This is a genomic window from Faecalimonas umbilicata, assembly GCF_004346095.1.
GTDB classification, from domain to species: domain Bacteria; phylum Bacillota; class Clostridia; order Lachnospirales; family Lachnospiraceae; genus Faecalimonas; species Faecalimonas umbilicata.
Genome location: NZ_SLZV01000025.1, coordinates 29,023 through 46,637, shown reverse-complemented (window position 1 = coordinate 46,637; position 17,615 = coordinate 29,023). Strand labels below are relative to the sequence as shown.

The following is a 17,615-nucleotide window of genomic DNA, read 5'->3' as shown; positions in this document are numbered from 1 at the left end:
CTGATACTTTTACCTACCGCTTGCTAAAGGCGGTATCCTGTAAGTACCACGTCGCCAATTTATATTGCGCTGGCGACTTCCGGGCGCACACAATTCCCTGTGATGGTTTCCGCAGCATCCTTATAAATGGTTTTTAACTGGCTTTGCGACTGTAAGATAATAGAGGCGGAGATCTCACGGCTTCGGATCGTTGCGATCAGCTTATCAAATTTGGGGATCTGGCCAATATTACTGAACTCATCCAGCAGTAATCGCACATGGTATGGAAGTCTTCCACCATGCTCATCATCTGCTTTATCACAGAGCAGATTAAAAAGCTGTGTGTACATGATCGCCACCACAAAGTTGAAAGTATCATCGGTATCACTGATAATAACAAACATTGCTGTCTTCTGATCTCCGATCATATCCAGCTCCATCTCATCATAGGACATGATTTCCCGAAGCTCCTGGATATCGAATGGTGCAAGTCTGGCGCCACAGGAAATAAGGATTGACTTCGCTGTTTTTCCGGCAGCCAGCTTATATTTTCGATATTGTCTGACTGCAAAGTGTTCCGGATTCTCCGCTTCCAATTCTTCAAACAGTTCATCTACCGCATTCTTAAATTCTTCATCATCTTCTCTCGTTTCACTGGCATTGATGAATTCCAAAAGAGTAGAAAAGTTCTGTTCCTCTTCCGGCGCTTCATACCAGATATAACCGATCAGAGCAGAATACAGAAGACGTTCCGCTTTGATCCAGAAATCTTCCGTAGATTTTTCTCCTTCCCCCTTCGTATTTGCTATGATGGTATTTACCAGTTTTAAGATATCTTTTTCACTGCGGATATAATGGAATGGATTATAGTGCATGGACTTTTTAAAATTGATCGTATTCAGCACCTTGATCCGATAGCCGCCATTTACCAGCATCTTTCCACATTCTACGATGATCGTTCCCTTTGGATCTGTCACCACATAGGATACGCGATCTGTCATCTGCATCAGATTGGGTTTGACGTAAAATCTGGTTTTACCGGATCCTGAGCCCCCGATCACGATCACATTCTTGTTTCTGGCATATTGGGGAGCCTTTGGCCTGCTGTTCATCGTAAGCCGTTCTGTTTCGGTCAGAATGATGTTATTTTCAAATATCGGATCTTCAAATGGCTCGATATCCTTCCGGTTTCCCCATCTGGCCGATCCATACTCTTCTCCATACCGGAACTTCTTCGCATTCTTCGCTTTATAATACAAGATCAACCGAAAGATAAGTGCGGTCACCAATCCTCCTAACAGATCCTGCATATGGAAACTTGGGAGCCAGTTGGTAAATGCCAGTTGGAAATTCATCAGCATCACACCGATTTTTTCAATCATACTGTCACCAATGCAATGGCGGTATAGCCAAAAGCTTTTATCTGCAAGATAGAAGATGATCAGATACGGAATACTTAATATCACCACTCTCTTCATCTGGATATTCTGCATCTTTTCCCGGATCATCGTTCCTGCCCTCTGACTTTCTGCTTCGTCTTGACTCTCTGACGATGTTTTGCTTTCCTCTCCTGTGTCTTCTGTAGTTTCTTTCGGACAGAAGATTTTTTCTTTTTAGACTGATTCAGCTCTACGCCTGCATATTCTTTAAATGCAGCCGTCATCACATCTACATCTTTCGATTTAAAAAACACCAGATACAATGGCGGTTCCACATGGGAATCCTTTTTCAGACTATAATCAATCCCATATTTCCGGGCTACCCGGTCAAAAGACTTGATATTTTGATCCGTGATCTGGATATTCGTTAGCTGTGCTCCCTGTGCAATCAGTTGTTTTATGGTCTGCTTTCCATGAGGCTTTTTCATCTCCTGTCTTTTTCTTTCTTTTTCTCTGCCCTTTTCCTGTGCTTTTCCCGTTTTGACAGCCTGTTTCACCTGTACCCGCTTCTGTTTCTGTCTGCTCATTCCATCCAGAAATTTTCTCATAGATGCCTTTAGCACGCCGGTACTCATCCGGGTTGTCTGGACACACAGAGCTATGATTTTTTCATTCACTTCATCCTGCAATTAACCACTCCCTTTCTTGATCCTTTGGGGGAAGCAAATAATAGCACTGCTTCTCAATGCAGCCCTTTTTTCTCCCTCCCCACCAATAGCAATATTTACAAGACCAGGGTTTTTCTTCACTGTATCTTCTCCCCGGCATTGCTGCATTTGGTTCTACGATCAGATTCTTATCTCTTGTCCTGTCCATCCTCATGTTCCTCCTAAAAAAGCGTTCACGGATTCCCTCAGGTTTCCATGAACGCTTTCCCTTACGTTATTTCTTCTTTATTTTTCTTCCAAGGACTACCACCCCACTTAAGCTCATTCCAAGCACGATCAACCATAACAGCAAGTTGGTGTTATCCCCAGTCTTCGGTGCATCTTTAGAAGGTTTTCCCCCTTCCGGAGTGCTTTCTTTTGGTTTTTCCTCATCAACCATAACAACCTTCTGCACTTTGTCGGTATCTTTTACTTCAAATTCCACATCCTTTGCAACCAGATAACCTTCCGGTGCCGTTTCTTCCCTGAGCGTGTACTTTCCGATCGGAAGCATCTCTATATAATGTGCTTCTTCTGTAGATGTCCAGCTTTCTACCACTTTTCCATCTTCATCTAAGATCGTAAGTTTTGCACCTGGAAGTTCTTTTCCTGCGATATCCTGTTTCGAGATCAACACCTTTGTCACATCATCTTTCATCTCCTGTTTCTGGATTTCTGCAGTATTTTCTACTGTAAAGGTAATGCTTTCAGCAGTTACATATCCATCTGCCGGTTTTGTTTCTGTCATCGTATAGGATTTTCCAACTGTCAGCTCCTTGATCACATGGGCTTTCTCTGTAGATACCCACTCATCGACTACATTTCCGTCTTCATCTGTCACCTTCAGATGAGCTCCCGGAAGTTCTTTTCCTGTGGTAAGGTCTGTTTTCGTAAGTTCTACCGTTGTCGGCTCATTTTCAAAAACAAACTCATAGAAAACCTCGGCTTCTTCCGGTTTTCCATACTCAAAAGTGAATTTCTTTTCTTCATTCGATATCACAAAACCATCCGGCGCATAAATTTCTTTTACGATATAAGTCCCATCCACTGGAAGATCTGCTTTGAAAAGGATCTGTCCATTTTCATCCGTTGTTTTCTGCTCGATCAGCGTTCCGGCTTCCATCAGGACTTTTCCATCTCTGCCTTTGATATCTTCTTTTGTAAATAACCCGAAGATCGCACCTTCCAGCATACGTTCTGTATCCTTTTCTTTTTTAAGGACTGTTACTTTTATCTTCTGGCGATTGTTCTGCCATTCTTCATCAAAAGTAACCACCGGTGTATCCTGATCTCGATAGGTCAGATCCACAAATCTAGGCTCTCCATCCAGTACAAAACCATGTGCCGTTTTCACTTCCTTCACATAATATTTTCCTACTGGAAGGTCTTCCATTTTTGCGATCCCCTTTTCATCGGTTGTGATCGTGCCTACCAGCTCATCTTTCTTATAATGGTCTGCACTTACACCATCCGCAGCCTTGATATCTTCTGCAGCATAGACTTCAAAGGTGACTTCACTTAAGTTTCCTGTGATATATTCAAAGAAATGTTCTACCGTTCCTTTCACATTATCCAGAAGAGTGATCTTCTCTAAAAATTCTCCCTTTTTATTGATGATCAGAAGCCCTTTTGGAACCTCATCCTTCATTTCCACTTTCTGTACTTCAGCAGTATCTTTGACCGTAAATGTCACATCCGTTGCTTTCAGATAACCGTATGGAGCAAATTCTTCATGAAGAATATAAGTTTCCCCTACTGCAAGACGTTTGATCACATGTGGCTTCCCTTTTACGGAAGTCCATTCATCAATTACTGTTCCATCTTTATCAATCACTTTCAGGCTTGCACCCTCCAGCTCTACGCCTGTAGTCAGATCAGACTTTGTGAACTCTGCTGTAGTCGGTTCATTCTTCTTTACGGCCTGTAAGGAAACAATCTTTGTCTCCTGTCCCTGATACTCTGCAATAAATTCCAGAACCTCATCCGAGGAAACAAAACCTTCCGGCGCTTTTACTTCTTTTACATAGTATTCTCCAAATGGAAGATCCAGGGTGCATGTTGCCATACCGTTCTCATCGGATGTCATTTCCTGTAATAAGGTATCTGCTTTCACAAGAACTTTTCCATTTGCCCGGATATCTTTCTTGTTATAGATTCCAAACACAGCCCCGGATAATACCCGTCCATTTTCTGCATCCTGTTTTTCTACGGAAATAGCGACTTTCTGTCTGTCATCTCCTACGATTGCTTCTGCTTCAACGATCGGTGTATCCTGATCCTGATAAGTTAATGCAACCTTTACCGGCTCTGGATTTAATACAAATCCTTCCGGTGCCTTTGTTTCCACTACATAGTATCTTCCAAGCGGCAGATCCTTTGCTACAGCTTTTCCACTCTCTCCCGTCGTGATCGTTGTCACAAGCGTATCCTTTGCATAAAGCACGATACGGTTTCCATCTGCATCTTTCTGATGATCCGGAGTGCAGATATCCTCTGCCGCACGCACTTCAAATTCCGCCCCGGAAAGGTACTGTTCTTTATAGATAAAGTCGTTCTCAAAACCAGAAAGCATCTCACCTTTCTTATACACAATAAGATTTCCCTTTACCGGCTGATCTTCATAGGAAACTTCAATGATCACATCTCCACTTACTCCATCTACTTCATAGGCAGTATCCGAATCCACGGTGATCTCTACATAGTTTTTGTTCACAACATATCCATCCGGTGCTGTAACTTCTTCAATACGATAGTGACCGATCTCTAAGTTTTTCGGTAAGATCAGGTATCCCTGGCTGTCCGTAAAGAAAGATTTATGGACTGTGACCGTAGGATAGGTTGTTACCTGTTCCACATATTTCTTATGATCCAGATCATAAATTTTAAATTCTGTGCCGGCTACTAACACCGGTTTCTTTGTTTCATCATCTTTTTTGATAATCTTTAACTTTGCGGAAAATTCTTTGTCCAACAGTACCTTCCAAACCTGAGGTTTATCCGGATTGTTTTCACGGATGGTAATCTCAAAATCCTCTACTGGTTTATAGTTATGAGGCGTGGTTGTTTCTCGTACAATATACGTTCCATATGGAAGCGGAATACTGCACGCATACCCTTTCTCATCTGTGAACATTTCCGTTTTACCATCTGCTGTAAGGATGACTGGCTCTGCATGGGAAAAATCATAACTTCCATCTTCTTTTTTCTCCAGGCTGCTCTTTAAGTAAGCGCTGAAACCTGCCCCTTTTAACAGATCTGCATCTGTTTGTCCATTGTTCGCAGCTTTTATGATCTGGAACGGCTGTTTCATAACAAGTTCTGTTGATTTCACAATACGTTCTATCGTTGGAACTGTGCCACCTTCATAAGAACATTCCACATCATGCTCTGTCTCGTCTAACAGATATCCTTCCGGCGCCTGGATCTCTTTTACAAAATATTTTCCAAGATACAGGTCTTTTACCACCGCATCTCCCTTCTGATCTACTTTTAAGGTAGATACAAGATCTCCGGCTTTATGGACAATTCCTGTTGTTCCATCTGGATGTACAATGTTTTCTCTCGCATATAGGCCATATACCGCACCTTCTAAAGTCGCATCTCCTTGTGGATTTGCCCCTGTTTCTGCATCTTCTTTGATCAGATGGATCTTTGCATAAGTACGTTCATTCAGAACATTCTTTGTACTTGTTTTACCGATATTGACATCTACCGGATAAACAGTTGGATCTGCCTGATAATTTGCCGGTGGCTGGATCTCTTTTACATACACAACATCCTGTGTTTTTTCTATGGTTACTTTAGAAGCGCCCTTTTTATCTGTCTCAGGCATCTGCGTGATCAGATCTGAGCACTCCTTATCACGGTAAACACCATAGATGGCTCCTGCCAGATGATTTCCGGTGTCTTTATCATTTTTTACAATCGCAATTTCCGCCTGCTTTGTCCATGTAACATTCAGGCTTACTTTATTTGTTGTTTCCACACCTTCTCCAAAAATAAAGGCAAGATCCTGGGTACTGGAATTCGTTGTCAACTTATACGCAGAATAATCTTTTTTCAGGCTGCCTGCCATAGTAGAAGCGAATACTTCTGCGGTATCTTCTGCCTGTGTCAGAGGCGCAGAAAGATAAAACTTCGTACCTCCCTTGACCGTTACCTTTGCTCCCGGTGTACTTGTACTTCCTGTACTCACGTTGTGAAAACGCACTCCGGATGGAAGGCTGATCGTCACACTCTGCTGTCCTGCAGCCTGGAATGTAATTTCCTTTGTACGCTGTGCATTTCCTTCTACATAAGCCTTTACATTGGCATCGGAAAATGACATGGACACATCCGGTATCTCAGGCTTCTTTACACAATAATTGTAAATATCCATTGCCAGTTTCTGTCCTGTTGCATTAGTTCCATAGAACGCATCACTACTGCCATAAGCATAAGCAGCCGCCATATGGACAAGGATAAATCTCTTTCCAGCCGAAAAATCGCTGTGCTTGTTCGCAAAATAACTTTCTGCACCTGCCGCATCGGTACCGTAATAGCAGACCTTTGCAAGAGCCTGATTATCAGCCAGCTTTGTGATGGTATAGGTACCGGAACCCGGACCTGGCTTTGCCGGCTGGATACAATAAGCAGTTGCTCTTACACTTCCATAAGAAATATAATACGGCTCTGTAAGATATGTTCCAAGCCCATAGTCTGCATATCGGTATATTGGACCTTTTTCAATAGTTACCTGCTGAGATCCTACACCTGCATCTCTTGCCGCTGTCACTGAAAAAGTCGCAACTTCTCCGGTTTCCATAGCCTCAAAATCCACTCCCTGATTTGCAGCCTGTTCCATTACATCATGTAATGCTAATCCCGATCCTTCATCAAAGGTATCCTGCTCTGTCATCTGTTCTACCAAAGCATCAAAAGCAGCATTTCCTTCTGATACATCCGGTGTCTCTGTTGGGATTTCTGACAGCTTCTCTGAATCCTCCGCATCTTCTTCCGTCTCTTTTGTTTCGGATTGCTCTGCATCTGCTGAAGGACTTTCACTCTCTTTTTCTATTTCCTTCACGACCACATTTCTGCTGATCTGATAATTCGGATGTTCCTGATTGACCGTTTCTACATGATAAACAGTTTTATAGGTATCTGCGTGGGATGTTGTAAAATCCTCTCCCTGCTCATTCTTTGCTTCCTCAAAAGTAATCTTTACTTTTGCCGCATCCTTGATCTCTAACCCTGTAAAATCTGTTTTTACATCAAAATTTGTTCCCACTTCCACCTGATGATCCTTTGCCAGAACAATCTCATCTTCATCTAACTGGCTTTGTACCTCTTCCAAAAGAGGCAGTTTTCTTTCTTTGGGAAGCTCCGCAGCATAACTGCTGATTGGTGATAACACCGTAGATAAAAGAGTGACCGCTGTCAGCAATCCGGATACAACCCGCTTTGCTTTTTGTTTCACTTTCATGTTCTTAAATCCTTCCTTTCTTCTGAATCTTATTTATCCGTTATACTTGTTCATCGCTTTCCATCATTCTTTCCTGAAAATAATCCCCTCCTTTTCTGGTTTTGTGCTATTTGGGACAGTCAGCACTTTTGCCGAGATAACAGCACAAATATATGGCGGTATCTGCCTTTTCAAACAAACACCGCCATATGATTTCTACTGTCATCCTCATTTTGATTCAGACAATTATTTTTTATTTAAGATTTAAGCGTTTTCCTGTTCTCTTCCCCGGATCCGTTCCTGTTTTAGAGTCCATATCTCCAAAACGTTTTCTCTGTCAGGACACGCACAATGCACATTCAAGGCAGGTATCACTCCGGGCAGGCTATTCTCTTTTCAAGGTACATGAAGTGTTTCTTACAAACGTCTTCATATAACGAAAGGAAAATGGCCTGCTTTACAGGGTGCTTTTTAAATTTTTTTGATTTTTTTTAATTTTCTTCTGCATCTGCATGTTTTTTCATGACAGAAAGCGCTCTTTTTATCATTTCACAAACACTCTGCTGTCTGATCCCAAGATAGTCCGCAATCTTCTCTTGATTCATTTCTTCAAAGTAAAATAACTGGATGATTTCTTTCTGTCTGGCAGTCAGACAACCTAAGAAATCGCGGACCATCTCTTTTTCAATATACTGGTCGAGAAAATCTGAAGCTGGATCTAGCAGTAAGATCCTGTCATCCGCATAATCGCTATACGAAACGAGTCTATGGTTTGATGCCACCTTAGTCTGATTTATTTCCATACGATCCGTTGCTTCCATTAACAAACGAATGTACCAATTTTCGTTGTCAAAAAATTCTTCGTTCATAATGCTTCGATCTTCCTTCACATCCATGTATTGATAATCTTTACAGGAATGGAGTGGAAAGATGGTTTTCTTTCCGTTTTCCCTGTATAACACATACCCATTTGCGTAAACGGTAATATCACATTCCCCACTCAGAATTTCCTTTACTACAATCTCTTCTTTTTCTAACGCCTTTTCAGAAGGGACTCTCTTTGTCATACCTGCCACTTTTACTACTTTCTTTAATTCTTTTAATGTCAACATATGGACCACCTTTCTGCCTTACGGCTACGGGTGATCCATGAACTCTATAAAAAACTCATCACAATTAGCCACGAACTCACCCGTTTTTTTTGAACGGGAGTCCGCAGCTCCTATGTAATTACCTCCTTCGCTATATCATACAAAATTCCGTAGTATCTCTGATTTTTACAACTGAAACTTTGCACTCTATATATAGAAAGGAAAAAGCCCTGTTTTACAGGTTAAAAACTCAACTTTTTTTAAATTTTTGAGAAAACAAAAAAGCCGGCAAAACAAATGCTTCCACAGACACAGAATGAAATATCATCCTGCATTGTATCTGCAAATGTTTTGCCGGGCTCTTCATGATTCCAGTCAGGTTCAGCTCCTTGACAAACTCTTGCTATCAGGTGCAGCCTTGATGGTTCTAGCCAAATCCGCCGCTTATCCTAATAGCTCATTTTATTTAGTTTCCTTTCGGGAATTCATCACTTTTTGAGAATATACCCGCATTCTTTCTTTCAGTTTTTCGTCTTTGATGTGCAAAGGCCGTACTGAAACAATATCATCTTTTACTAAAATCTCCAAAGTACTTCTACATTTCTTGCACTCTACTTCTGAATCGCAATGTGCGCTTTTTTCAATAAATGCTCCGCATACAGAGCAATGTACATGCCATCTGATAGCATCTGATCCCATAGGCTTCCTCCTTTAAGCAATAATAAAAAATTCCATTTTATTACTCAACGGATCAAAGGGAAATCAAATCCGCCTTATGAGCATCATGTTGTCCATTCCGTAAGTGCCAAAGCTGCACGAACAGCATGATCATCAAATCCCAGACCTGCTTTGTTGATCTGGCGCATCCATCCTTATTCTCTCCGGATTCCCACTCACCCAGGATACTAAGAATTTCTGCCGATTGTATTTAACAAGGTAATTCCAATTCTTCAAATATATCTCCGGATAACTCACAAAGATCCGGGATCAAAATAATCGTATCATCAATCCGTAAATGAATGGATGGATCAAAAAATTCAACGGTTCCGCAAATCGTATGATACTGGCCTGCCGGTTTCATTTCCCGGCTTTCTTTAAAATAGGTTGCCTGTATCTTCATTCCAACAGAAACCATCTGTAGCTTCCTATCCAATCCACATTTTTGTTCTTCGGATAACATCTTCCTTTGTTCATAAAGTATTTCCTGTTTCCGTACGATCTCTTCAAATCCACGAAGTGCTGCAAAAGGGGCAAATTGCTTCGCTCTGTGCTGCACATCCATAGGATATCTTTTGGAAACCGGTCTCGGAATATATAAATATTTCTGATAAGCCTTTGCCAGCATACTTTCACCTCCTACGCACGATGTCCCCCAACCTGATTATTTCTTTCCCGATAGGTAGAACATTCCAACAGATTGGATCCCCGCATGATCGCATTTTTTCCATAACGCTTTTTCACCTGTAATACTGCTTCCTGCAGATGTCTTTCCTTTTCTGCTTTTATGGAATCCTGGAAAAGAGTATATTGCTGATAGCCTTCCGGTGTTATCTTATTTGCAATGATCTCTATCCGTCTGATCCCGGTATGTGGATCTGCGATCTTTCGATAAAGCGCTTCTACTGTATCGATCATTTCCTTGGAACGATTGGTACGATCCGGAAACCTTACGGTTCCTTTCGATGGCTCCCTTTCAAAACGATGATCGTAAGTGATCCACAAGGTTACAGAATTCGTTACCAGTCCCTTTTCCACCAGATCCAGAACCAGTACATCTGTCATTTCTCTTACAACAACAGCAGCTTCTTCAAATGTGTAATTTCTCATCAATACCTGTCCATTAGAAAGACTATGCTCTTCTGTATGATAATTTTTGATATCACTCATTTTACAGGACTCACAGCCCCAGGCATGATCGATCAATAGTTCTGCATCGATCCCAAACATTTTATACAGCCAGTCTTCCGACTGGATAGAGGCAAGTGCGATATCTCCCATCGTTTGGATTCCATATCCGGCTAATTTTCTCTCTGTTCTGGAACCAATGCGCCAGAAATCACTCAATGGTTTATGTCCCCATAACTGTTCCCGGTAAGAGATCTCATCCAGCATTCCGATATGATCCTCTATATGTTTTGCCACAATATCCATTGCGATCTTTGCAAGATACAGGTTAGTTCCAATTCCTGCTGTTGCTGTAATTCCGGTTTCTTCCATGACCGCATCCATCAGTTTTTGTGCCATTTCTTTCTCTGTAAGGTGATACAGGGAAAGGTATCTTGTGACATCCATAAAGCACTCATCCACACTGTAAACATGGATATCTTCTTTTGCCACATAGTTTAAATAAATCCCGTATATCCTTGCCGAATACTCCATATAGAGCTGCATCCTCGGTTTTGCCACAATATATTCGATATGATCCGGTATCTCATGGATCCTGCAACGGTTACGGATCCCCAGCTTTTTCATAGCCGGCGTGATAGCAAGGCAAATGGTGGATACCGATCGGTCCGGATCTGCAACAACCAGATTGGTAGTAAACGGATCCAGTCCTCTTTCCACACACTCAACAGAAGCATAAAAAGATTTCAGATCAATACAGAGAAATGTTTCCTTCTGTTTCAAATCAATCACCTCCCATAAGTTGCCTATCTTTCTCTTTCCCATAAGCAATCAGATTTCATCCCAACTCTTTTTCACACGTTAGAAATCGTGCCAAAACAGGCAATTTTCAGTAAATCCATTGACAAGAAAGGAAATATCATTTATATTATAGGCAAGTAGTTGCCTTTCTGTTGTGATTCACATTATAGGCAATCATTCGCCTCTTGTCAAGAGGCAACTTGTTGATTATGGGAAATTTATTTCCTATCCCGTTTCAGCATCATACATAAAGATCCTGAAACGCCAATTAGAAAGTAGGTATTTTTATGACATTCGGTGAAAAAGTGAAAAATTTAAGAAAGAACAAAGGACTCAACCAAACCCAATTAGCCGATGCTGTCGGTGTCTCCCTTCGGACTGTTCGGGGATGGGAAATTGAAGGCCGTTATCCAAAGAAACATGACCTTTATCAGAAACTTGCAGACATTTTAAGCTGCGATATCTCCTATCTCATGACAGAAGAAGAGGCTTTTATCACAGAAGCATCTGAACAATTTGGAAACCGTGGAGCAAAACAGGCTCAGCAGATCTTAGAACAGGCCGCTGCAATGTTCGCCGGCGGGGAACTTTCTGATGAAGACAAAACAGCCTTTATGGATGAGATCCAGTCTTTATATCTGGATTCCAAGAGACGTGCAAAGAAATTTACACCAAAGAAATATTTAGATGCCAAATAGATGGGGTGATTATTGGACAGCCTATAGGATTGTAAATGATACTATAAAATTGTACATTTAATGGAATATAAAAATGTACAATCCAGTTGATTATGTTAACGTATCCATGGAGGTATTTTCACATGGATGCAGCATTAATCACTCAACTTAACATCTTAAAAATGAACGAATCCAAGCCGAATTTTTCTGAGCTTGCTCGAATATATGATGTAGATCGTAGGACTGTCAAAAAGTATTATGACGGATACTCTGGCAAACCGGCTACTCACAATAAAACAAGTAAACTGGATGAACACGAAACTCTTATACGTAATAAGCTTTCCATAAAAGGTATTACCGTAAAAGCTGTTTATGAATTCATACTTACGGAAGTAGATCCTAACATTGGAGGCTATTCCAACTTCAATAAATACATCAAAAGGAAAGGAATCAATATATCCAAGACCGAAAAAGGTCATCCAAGATTTGAAACTGCTCCTGGAATCCAGGCTCAAGTAGACTGGAAAGAAGATGTATCAATTGCCAATCGTTATGGCGAAATCTTCACCTTTCAGGTGTTTGATTATAAACTGGGGCATTCTAGATACTGCCACTTTACTTACAAACTTTATAAAACAAGACAGGATGTTTTTGACTGTCTGATAGCTTCATTTCAAGCAACAGGTGGAGTGCCCAAAGAAATCTTATTCGATAACATGGCGTCCGTTGTAGATTTAAAAGGAAAGCAGCGTCACATTAATGATAAGATGCGTGCTTTCGCCAAAGACTTTAATTTCAAGATTAAGCTCTGTAAACCCAGACATGCTTTTACCAAAGGGAAAGTTGAAGTAATAAATAAGTTTATTTCTTGGGTTCTAGCATATGAGGGAGAGTTTGATACAGAAGAAGAACTGATTGCAATTCTTCAAAAGGTGAATAAAAAAGTAAATACCTATGTATGTCAAGAAACCGGTGTTCCACCACTTCTTTTGTTTCAAAAAGAAAAGGAATACCTGCAGTCACTTCCGAATTCCAAAGTAATAGAGTCTTATCTGAGCCACGATCGCCAAACCACAGTTCGAAAAGATTCTATGATATCGTATATGAACAACAAGTATTCCGTTCCATTAGAGTATATCGGAAAACCCGTAAATTTGCGAGTGAAATTGAATACTCTGGAAATATATTTTAGTACGGAACTTATTGCCAGACACGAATTATCTAACAAAAAATTGAATTATCAAAAAGAGCATTACACAAACCTTCTCTCACACTATGTAAAAGATAAGGATACTGTTGCAGAAATAGCGCAAGCTAATCTGCAGTTAATGGATCAATTCCTGTAGGAAGGAATGTAATGGCTACATATACAAAACTTATCAATGGACTTTCAGATTTGGGAATGCATAAAATGCAGGAGCATCTAGATTTCTATATTGATTTAGTAAACAAAGGCGAAAAATCTTTCAGCCAAGCGTTGGAAGAACTAATTGAAGCAGAGCAACAGAATAATCAATTACGTGCTGAAAATGCATGCGTTAAGACTGCAGCTTTTCCATTTATAAAAACAATGGATGAATTCGACTTCTCGTTTCAGCCTAGTATAAATAAGAAACAGCTACTCGAATTAAATAATCTGGGATTTACAGACAAAAAGGAAAATATCCTTTTTGTCGGTTCCAGCGGAGTTGGTAAGACTCATCTAGCAACTTCAATTGGAATCACTTGTGCAAGGTCAAGGGTCTCTACATATTTTATTCCTTTTGAGTCACTGATTACTCAATTAAAGAAGGCATTACTTGAAAACCGTCTGGAATCAAGATTAAAACACTTTGCCAAATATAAAGTGCTTATTATCGATGAGATAGGCTATATGCCTATTGATTCAGATTCTGCAAATCTTTTCTTTCAGCTAATAGCAAAACGTTACGAAAGAAACTGCACCATCATTACAACGAATACTCCATTTTCACGATGGGGAGAAATCTTTGGATCTCCAACTTTGGCAAATGCAGTATTAGACAGGTTGTTACACCATTCTCAGATAATATCTATAAAAGGACCGTCATATCGTCTTAGGGAAAAGCGAGCCTTTTTGGAAACACAATCCGAGGAAGAATAGTTGGAAAATGTACATTTTTATTTTCCACTTTTTGAGCATTTTTATATTGACATTTACAAGGATATAGTTTTATTGTCAGAAGTAACATTACCCGCTTCTGTTTGATTCATACACGAGGTGATATATTTGGGGAATTCATATATTTACAACAAAGTAGAAAAACTTGTAAAAAAGTTCAAGACCAGGGATCCTTTTGAAATACTGGAAGAAATGAATGTGATCGTTGGAGAAACAGACCGCTACGAAAAATTAAAAGGATACTGTTTCCTGAGCTGCCAGACCATTTATGTTATGGTAAGCAGTTTTCTCTCTGAGGAAGAGAAAAAGATTGTTGCCGCCCACGAACTCGGTCACATTATTCTGCATCGTTCTCAGCTCAAAATGGCGCCGATGAAAGATGATGTCTTATATAACATGAGGGATAATACGGAATACGAAGCGAACCTTTTCGCTGCAGATCTTATCCTGGATGATAAAGAAATCGCAGACCTGTCAAAGAACGAAGATCTGAACTATTTCGGGCTCTGTAGCTGCTTAAACTCCAGTCCGGAACTCATGAGCTTCAAGTTATACAGTCTGATCAAGCGTGGTCAGAACTACAATATGCCACTGGAAATACAGAGCAATTTCCTGGCTAAATAAAATTTGCCCGTTCCATACAACCGAACGGGCTTTTCTTGTATCCATATGTGAAGATTCTTTTATTTCAGTTCTCCATGCTTATTTTCAAATTCTATGATTGCCTGACGTATTAAATATAACACTTCTCCATTGATCGAACGCCCTTCAAATTCTGCCAGGCTTTTCAGTTTTTTATGCGTTTCAGCATCAATCCGTAATCCTAAATGCTTCTCTTTCTCCATGATCATTCTCTCCATCTCTATAAGTACATATTAAGTTCATATTTCAAGTTCATTTTAAGTACAAATAATGGTAGAATGTTTTAAATGGACTTATTTTAAGTACACTATATTTTTTCACGGAGGAATTCAATCATGTATGAAAAAAGAAAAAAATATTATCATATCAGGAAAGATTTATTCTGGTGCACCATCCTATTAGCTGTATCCTTTCTCATCGGTTATGCTATCCATCAACATCACGGTATTTTTCTAACACATTCCCTGAAAGCAGACGCCCCAAAAGAACGGATAGAAATAACCTTTGACGATCTGCAATCAAGCCTGAAAGATATCTCTACATGCTATTTATGTGGAAGTTCTGATTATAGTATGATGGACTATTATCGAAAGTTTGATACGGTTGGACTGATTTCTCTTAATGATTGGCACGTCTTAGATTTCCAACTAAAAGCATATGATGAAAGCGGAAATGAAATATTAAATAAGACCAGTTCAAATATGCTTTTTGGAAACACAGGCGAAATCACCTATTCCTCTCATGGAGATGTTTCCAGAGGAATGGCTGAGATAGATATCACGTTACCGGAAAACTATAAATTGAACAAAAGAAATCTAACGGATCATCTCTGCCAAAGTTGCCTTGATAAAGTTGCTGCTTCCTTAGAATATTGGAAATATAAAAATGAAAAGAAAGAACCAATCCCGCTGTGTTTGGTCGATTTTAAAACTCTTGATATCTATTCCTTACAAGATTATTACCGATCAATTTTCATCCGGGATTATTATGTGGAAATGGAGTTTGAAGACAATTCCGTAGAAACAAAAGCCTTTTATCTACCGGAAAGATAAAAATTATGATATACTGAAAAAAACGACAAATCAGAAGTTGTGAAGGAGGAATATAGTATGAATATAGGATTTTGGCTATGTGGAGTGTTGGTTATTCCATTTATAATTATAGGAGTGTTATTTGCAATATTTAAAGAAAAGGCGGCTAAATTTGTTTCGGGATTTAATTCGTTGCCGAAAGGAGAACAGGAATTGTATGATAAAGCTCATATTTCTCGTGATATAAGAAATCAATGTTTTACATGGGCTGGCATAATGTTAATAGGAGCAACATCATCTTATTTTTTAACACCATATATGTCCATTCCAGCTTTTATTATTTGGCTCGTTTTATTTTTTAAAGAAGTTCACTTTGATAATCACAAAGCGTTTAAAAAATATTTATTGAAATAAATCCCAGTTTGGACTTTTCTTATAGAGCCTTTCCCTGAAGGAGAGGCTCTATAATTTTTATCTGAAATCACTAAGGCTACTTTAACTGTCATCTTTTCTTAACCTAAAATCAATGTACATATTTTTTCTCTAAGTAAGTCGATTACAGTATCTATAAATTCTCCGGCAAATAAGATAAAGATCAGAACACCTCCCATACAAGCCAGAAAAGCTGCCTGTAGCCAGTCTTGATAACAGATTACTGTTCCAATGAACAACGCCATAATTCCAAATCCCAATATTTTTTTTGCGACTGCCACCATATGTACTAATAGCTTCACTCCGGCACCTATGATCGAAATGATAAACCACAATGGAATCAATAACACTTTTCCTGCCACTTTTAAAATACCCATATCTGTCCTCCTATCTTGCTAGCCACGGCATATCATGATTTACTTCTGCTCGGTAATATCCACTTATCGTTGAAGGAGCATTGAACAATGCCGCAAGTAAATATTTCTTGATATTCTTAATTTTACTCGTATTTCCTTCCAGACAATGCAGCACATACTCTACATGCGAATAATCCAGCTTCATGAATTTTCCCCTTACCAAAGCTCCTGAATACCAGTTGCTTGCAATCAATACTTTATCGCTCTTACACATGACAGTCTCTACGATCAGATCCACAATTTCATCAATCTGATTTTTGTCATGAGGATGACTCACTAACAGAGAATCATAATCCAGGTTTTCTTTGATCAGAGATTGATACGCATGTAATGTTTCCATCTCATCCTCTTCGGATCCTATCCCATCTGCAGATACGATATGATTAGATTTATTCTCACTAAGATTAGTATTGTTAATATTAGTATTATTAGAGTTTGAAATGTAAACTTCTTGAAGTTTATTTTCGGGACTTCTTGAAGTTTGTTTTTGGGACTTCTTGAAGTTTGAAATGTAAACTTCTTCTGTCTCTTCTTCCTCTACAGAAGTTTGATTTGTAAACTTCACCATCTTTGATTTTTCTTTTTTCTCTTCCTCACACCCCTCCTGAATAAATGATTTTACATAGATGATCGTAACTTTTCCAAAGCCCTGCCTGCGCTTTTCAATCAAACCGATCCCTTTTTCATCATCCAGCTCCTGAAGAGATTTCACCGCTTTATTTCTGCCACAATTCAATAATTCCATGATATCTTCAATGGAAAAATAGATATATGCCCGATTTTCTTCATCAAACCACTGATTCTTAATGGATAAAGACATTCTGTCCAGCATCAAACCGTATAAAATCTTCGCATCACTGGAAAGATCCTTGAAGCACTCATTGGTAAATAGAGCTTTGGGTATTCTGTAAAAACTAAACTGATCTGCTTCTGTTCCATAAAAATATTTAAAATTCATTTTTTTGTCCATGTATCTTCCTCCCTTCCTTTCTCTCATAGAAGTCCTTTTTTTAAACTTCTGTATCTCTTCTT

At 39.5% G+C, this 17,615-nt stretch carries 15 protein-coding genes and 1 pseudogene; 6 read left to right on the top strand and 10 right to left on the bottom strand.

Annotated features, from left to right (window positions below):
• Positions 1-89 precede the first annotated feature (89 nt).
• The 7 genes and pseudogenes from EDD74_RS11565 to EDD74_RS11530 form a co-directional block, all read right to left on the bottom strand.
• Positions 90-1,472, bottom strand: a pseudogene (locus EDD74_RS11565) (VirD4-like conjugal transfer protein, CD1115 family); the annotation flags it as partial.
• Between the two features lie 11 nt (positions 1,473-1,483).
• Positions 1,484-2,047: a PcfB family protein gene (locus EDD74_RS11560; RefSeq protein WP_116440965.1), complete on the bottom strand. Its 564-nt coding sequence runs from the start codon at positions 2,045-2,047 to the stop codon at positions 1,484-1,486.
• Entirely contained in the window at positions 2,037-2,234 is a 198-nt protein-coding gene (locus EDD74_RS11555; protein WP_116440964.1) for a hypothetical protein, read from the bottom strand. Before EDD74_RS11555 ends, EDD74_RS11560 begins: the two co-directional genes overlap by 11 nt.
• A 66-nt stretch (positions 2,235-2,300) precedes the next feature.
• Positions 2,301-7,529 carry a SpaA isopeptide-forming pilin-related protein gene (locus EDD74_RS11550; RefSeq protein WP_116440963.1) on the bottom strand — a complete coding sequence of 1,743 codons (5,229 nt, stop codon included), beginning with the start codon at positions 7,527-7,529 and terminating at the stop codon, positions 2,301-2,303.
• Positions 7,530-7,999: 470 nt separating this feature from the next.
• Positions 8,000-8,620: a sigma-70 family RNA polymerase sigma factor gene (locus EDD74_RS11545; protein WP_116440962.1), complete on the bottom strand. Its 621-nt coding sequence runs from the start codon at positions 8,618-8,620 to the stop codon at positions 8,000-8,002.
• A 907-nt stretch (positions 8,621-9,527) separates the two neighbouring features.
• Positions 9,528-9,944 (bottom strand): hypothetical protein, encoded by a 417-nt coding sequence (locus EDD74_RS11535; RefSeq protein ID WP_054704938.1) that lies wholly within the window; start codon positions 9,942-9,944, stop codon positions 9,528-9,530.
• A gap of 11 nt (positions 9,945-9,955) precedes the next feature.
• Positions 9,956-11,227, bottom strand: a complete 1,272-nt coding sequence (locus tag EDD74_RS11530; protein WP_116441383.1) for a Y-family DNA polymerase — start codon at positions 11,225-11,227, stop codon at positions 9,956-9,958.
• Positions 11,228-11,532: 305 nt separating this feature from the next.
• Between EDD74_RS11530 and EDD74_RS11525 the strand changes: the two genes are divergently transcribed.
• The 4 genes from EDD74_RS11525 to EDD74_RS11510 all read left to right on the top strand — a co-directional run bounded on the left by EDD74_RS11525 (position 11,533) and on the right by EDD74_RS11510 (position 14,686).
• The gene (locus tag EDD74_RS11525; protein WP_009263234.1) at positions 11,533-11,943 is read left to right on the top strand and encodes a helix-turn-helix domain-containing protein; all 411 of its coding nucleotides are present in this window, start codon (positions 11,533-11,535) and stop codon (positions 11,941-11,943) included.
• Between the two features lie 122 nt (positions 11,944-12,065).
• A complete protein-coding gene (istA, locus tag EDD74_RS11520) occupies positions 12,066-13,268 on the top strand; it encodes an IS21 family transposase (RefSeq protein WP_116440961.1) in 1,203 nt (400 codons plus the stop codon).
• Positions 13,269-13,279: 11 nt separating this feature from the next.
• Positions 13,280-14,044, top strand: a complete 765-nt coding sequence (istB, locus tag EDD74_RS11515; protein ID WP_116440960.1) for an IS21-like element helper ATPase IstB — start codon at positions 13,280-13,282, stop codon at positions 14,042-14,044.
• Between the two features lie 126 nt (positions 14,045-14,170).
• The gene (locus EDD74_RS11510) at positions 14,171-14,686 is read left to right on the top strand and encodes an ImmA/IrrE family metallo-endopeptidase (protein WP_116440959.1); all 516 of its coding nucleotides are present in this window, start codon (positions 14,171-14,173) and stop codon (positions 14,684-14,686) included.
• Between the two features lie 59 nt (positions 14,687-14,745).
• On the opposite strand, the gene EDD74_RS11505 is transcribed toward EDD74_RS11510, so the two are convergent.
• On the bottom strand, positions 14,746-14,907 hold the full coding sequence (locus tag EDD74_RS11505) for a type II toxin-antitoxin system antitoxin (protein WP_116440958.1): 162 nt from the start codon (positions 14,905-14,907) through the stop codon (positions 14,746-14,748).
• A 132-nt stretch (positions 14,908-15,039) separates the two neighbouring features.
• Between EDD74_RS11505 and EDD74_RS11500 the strand changes: the two genes are divergently transcribed.
• Together EDD74_RS11500 and EDD74_RS11495 are read left to right on the top strand one after the other, a co-directional pair.
• Positions 15,040-15,756 (top strand): hypothetical protein, encoded by a 717-nt coding sequence (locus EDD74_RS11500; protein ID WP_116440957.1) that lies wholly within the window; start codon positions 15,040-15,042, stop codon positions 15,754-15,756.
• A gap of 57 nt (positions 15,757-15,813) precedes the next feature.
• Positions 15,814-16,149 carry a DUF3784 domain-containing protein gene (locus tag EDD74_RS11495; RefSeq protein WP_116440956.1) on the top strand — a complete coding sequence of 112 codons (336 nt, stop codon included), beginning with the start codon at positions 15,814-15,816 and terminating at the stop codon, positions 16,147-16,149.
• Positions 16,150-16,247: 98 nt separating this feature from the next.
• Here EDD74_RS11495 and EDD74_RS11490 read toward each other — a convergent pair whose 3' ends face one another.
• The gene (locus EDD74_RS11490) at positions 16,248-16,544 is read right to left on the bottom strand and encodes a hypothetical protein (RefSeq protein ID WP_009461895.1); all 297 of its coding nucleotides are present in this window, start codon (positions 16,542-16,544) and stop codon (positions 16,248-16,250) included.
• Between the two features lie 10 nt (positions 16,545-16,554).
• A complete protein-coding gene (locus EDD74_RS11485) occupies positions 16,555-17,553 on the bottom strand; it encodes a DUF6017 domain-containing protein (RefSeq protein WP_116440955.1) in 999 nt (332 codons plus the stop codon).
• Positions 17,554-17,615 lie beyond the last annotated feature (62 nt).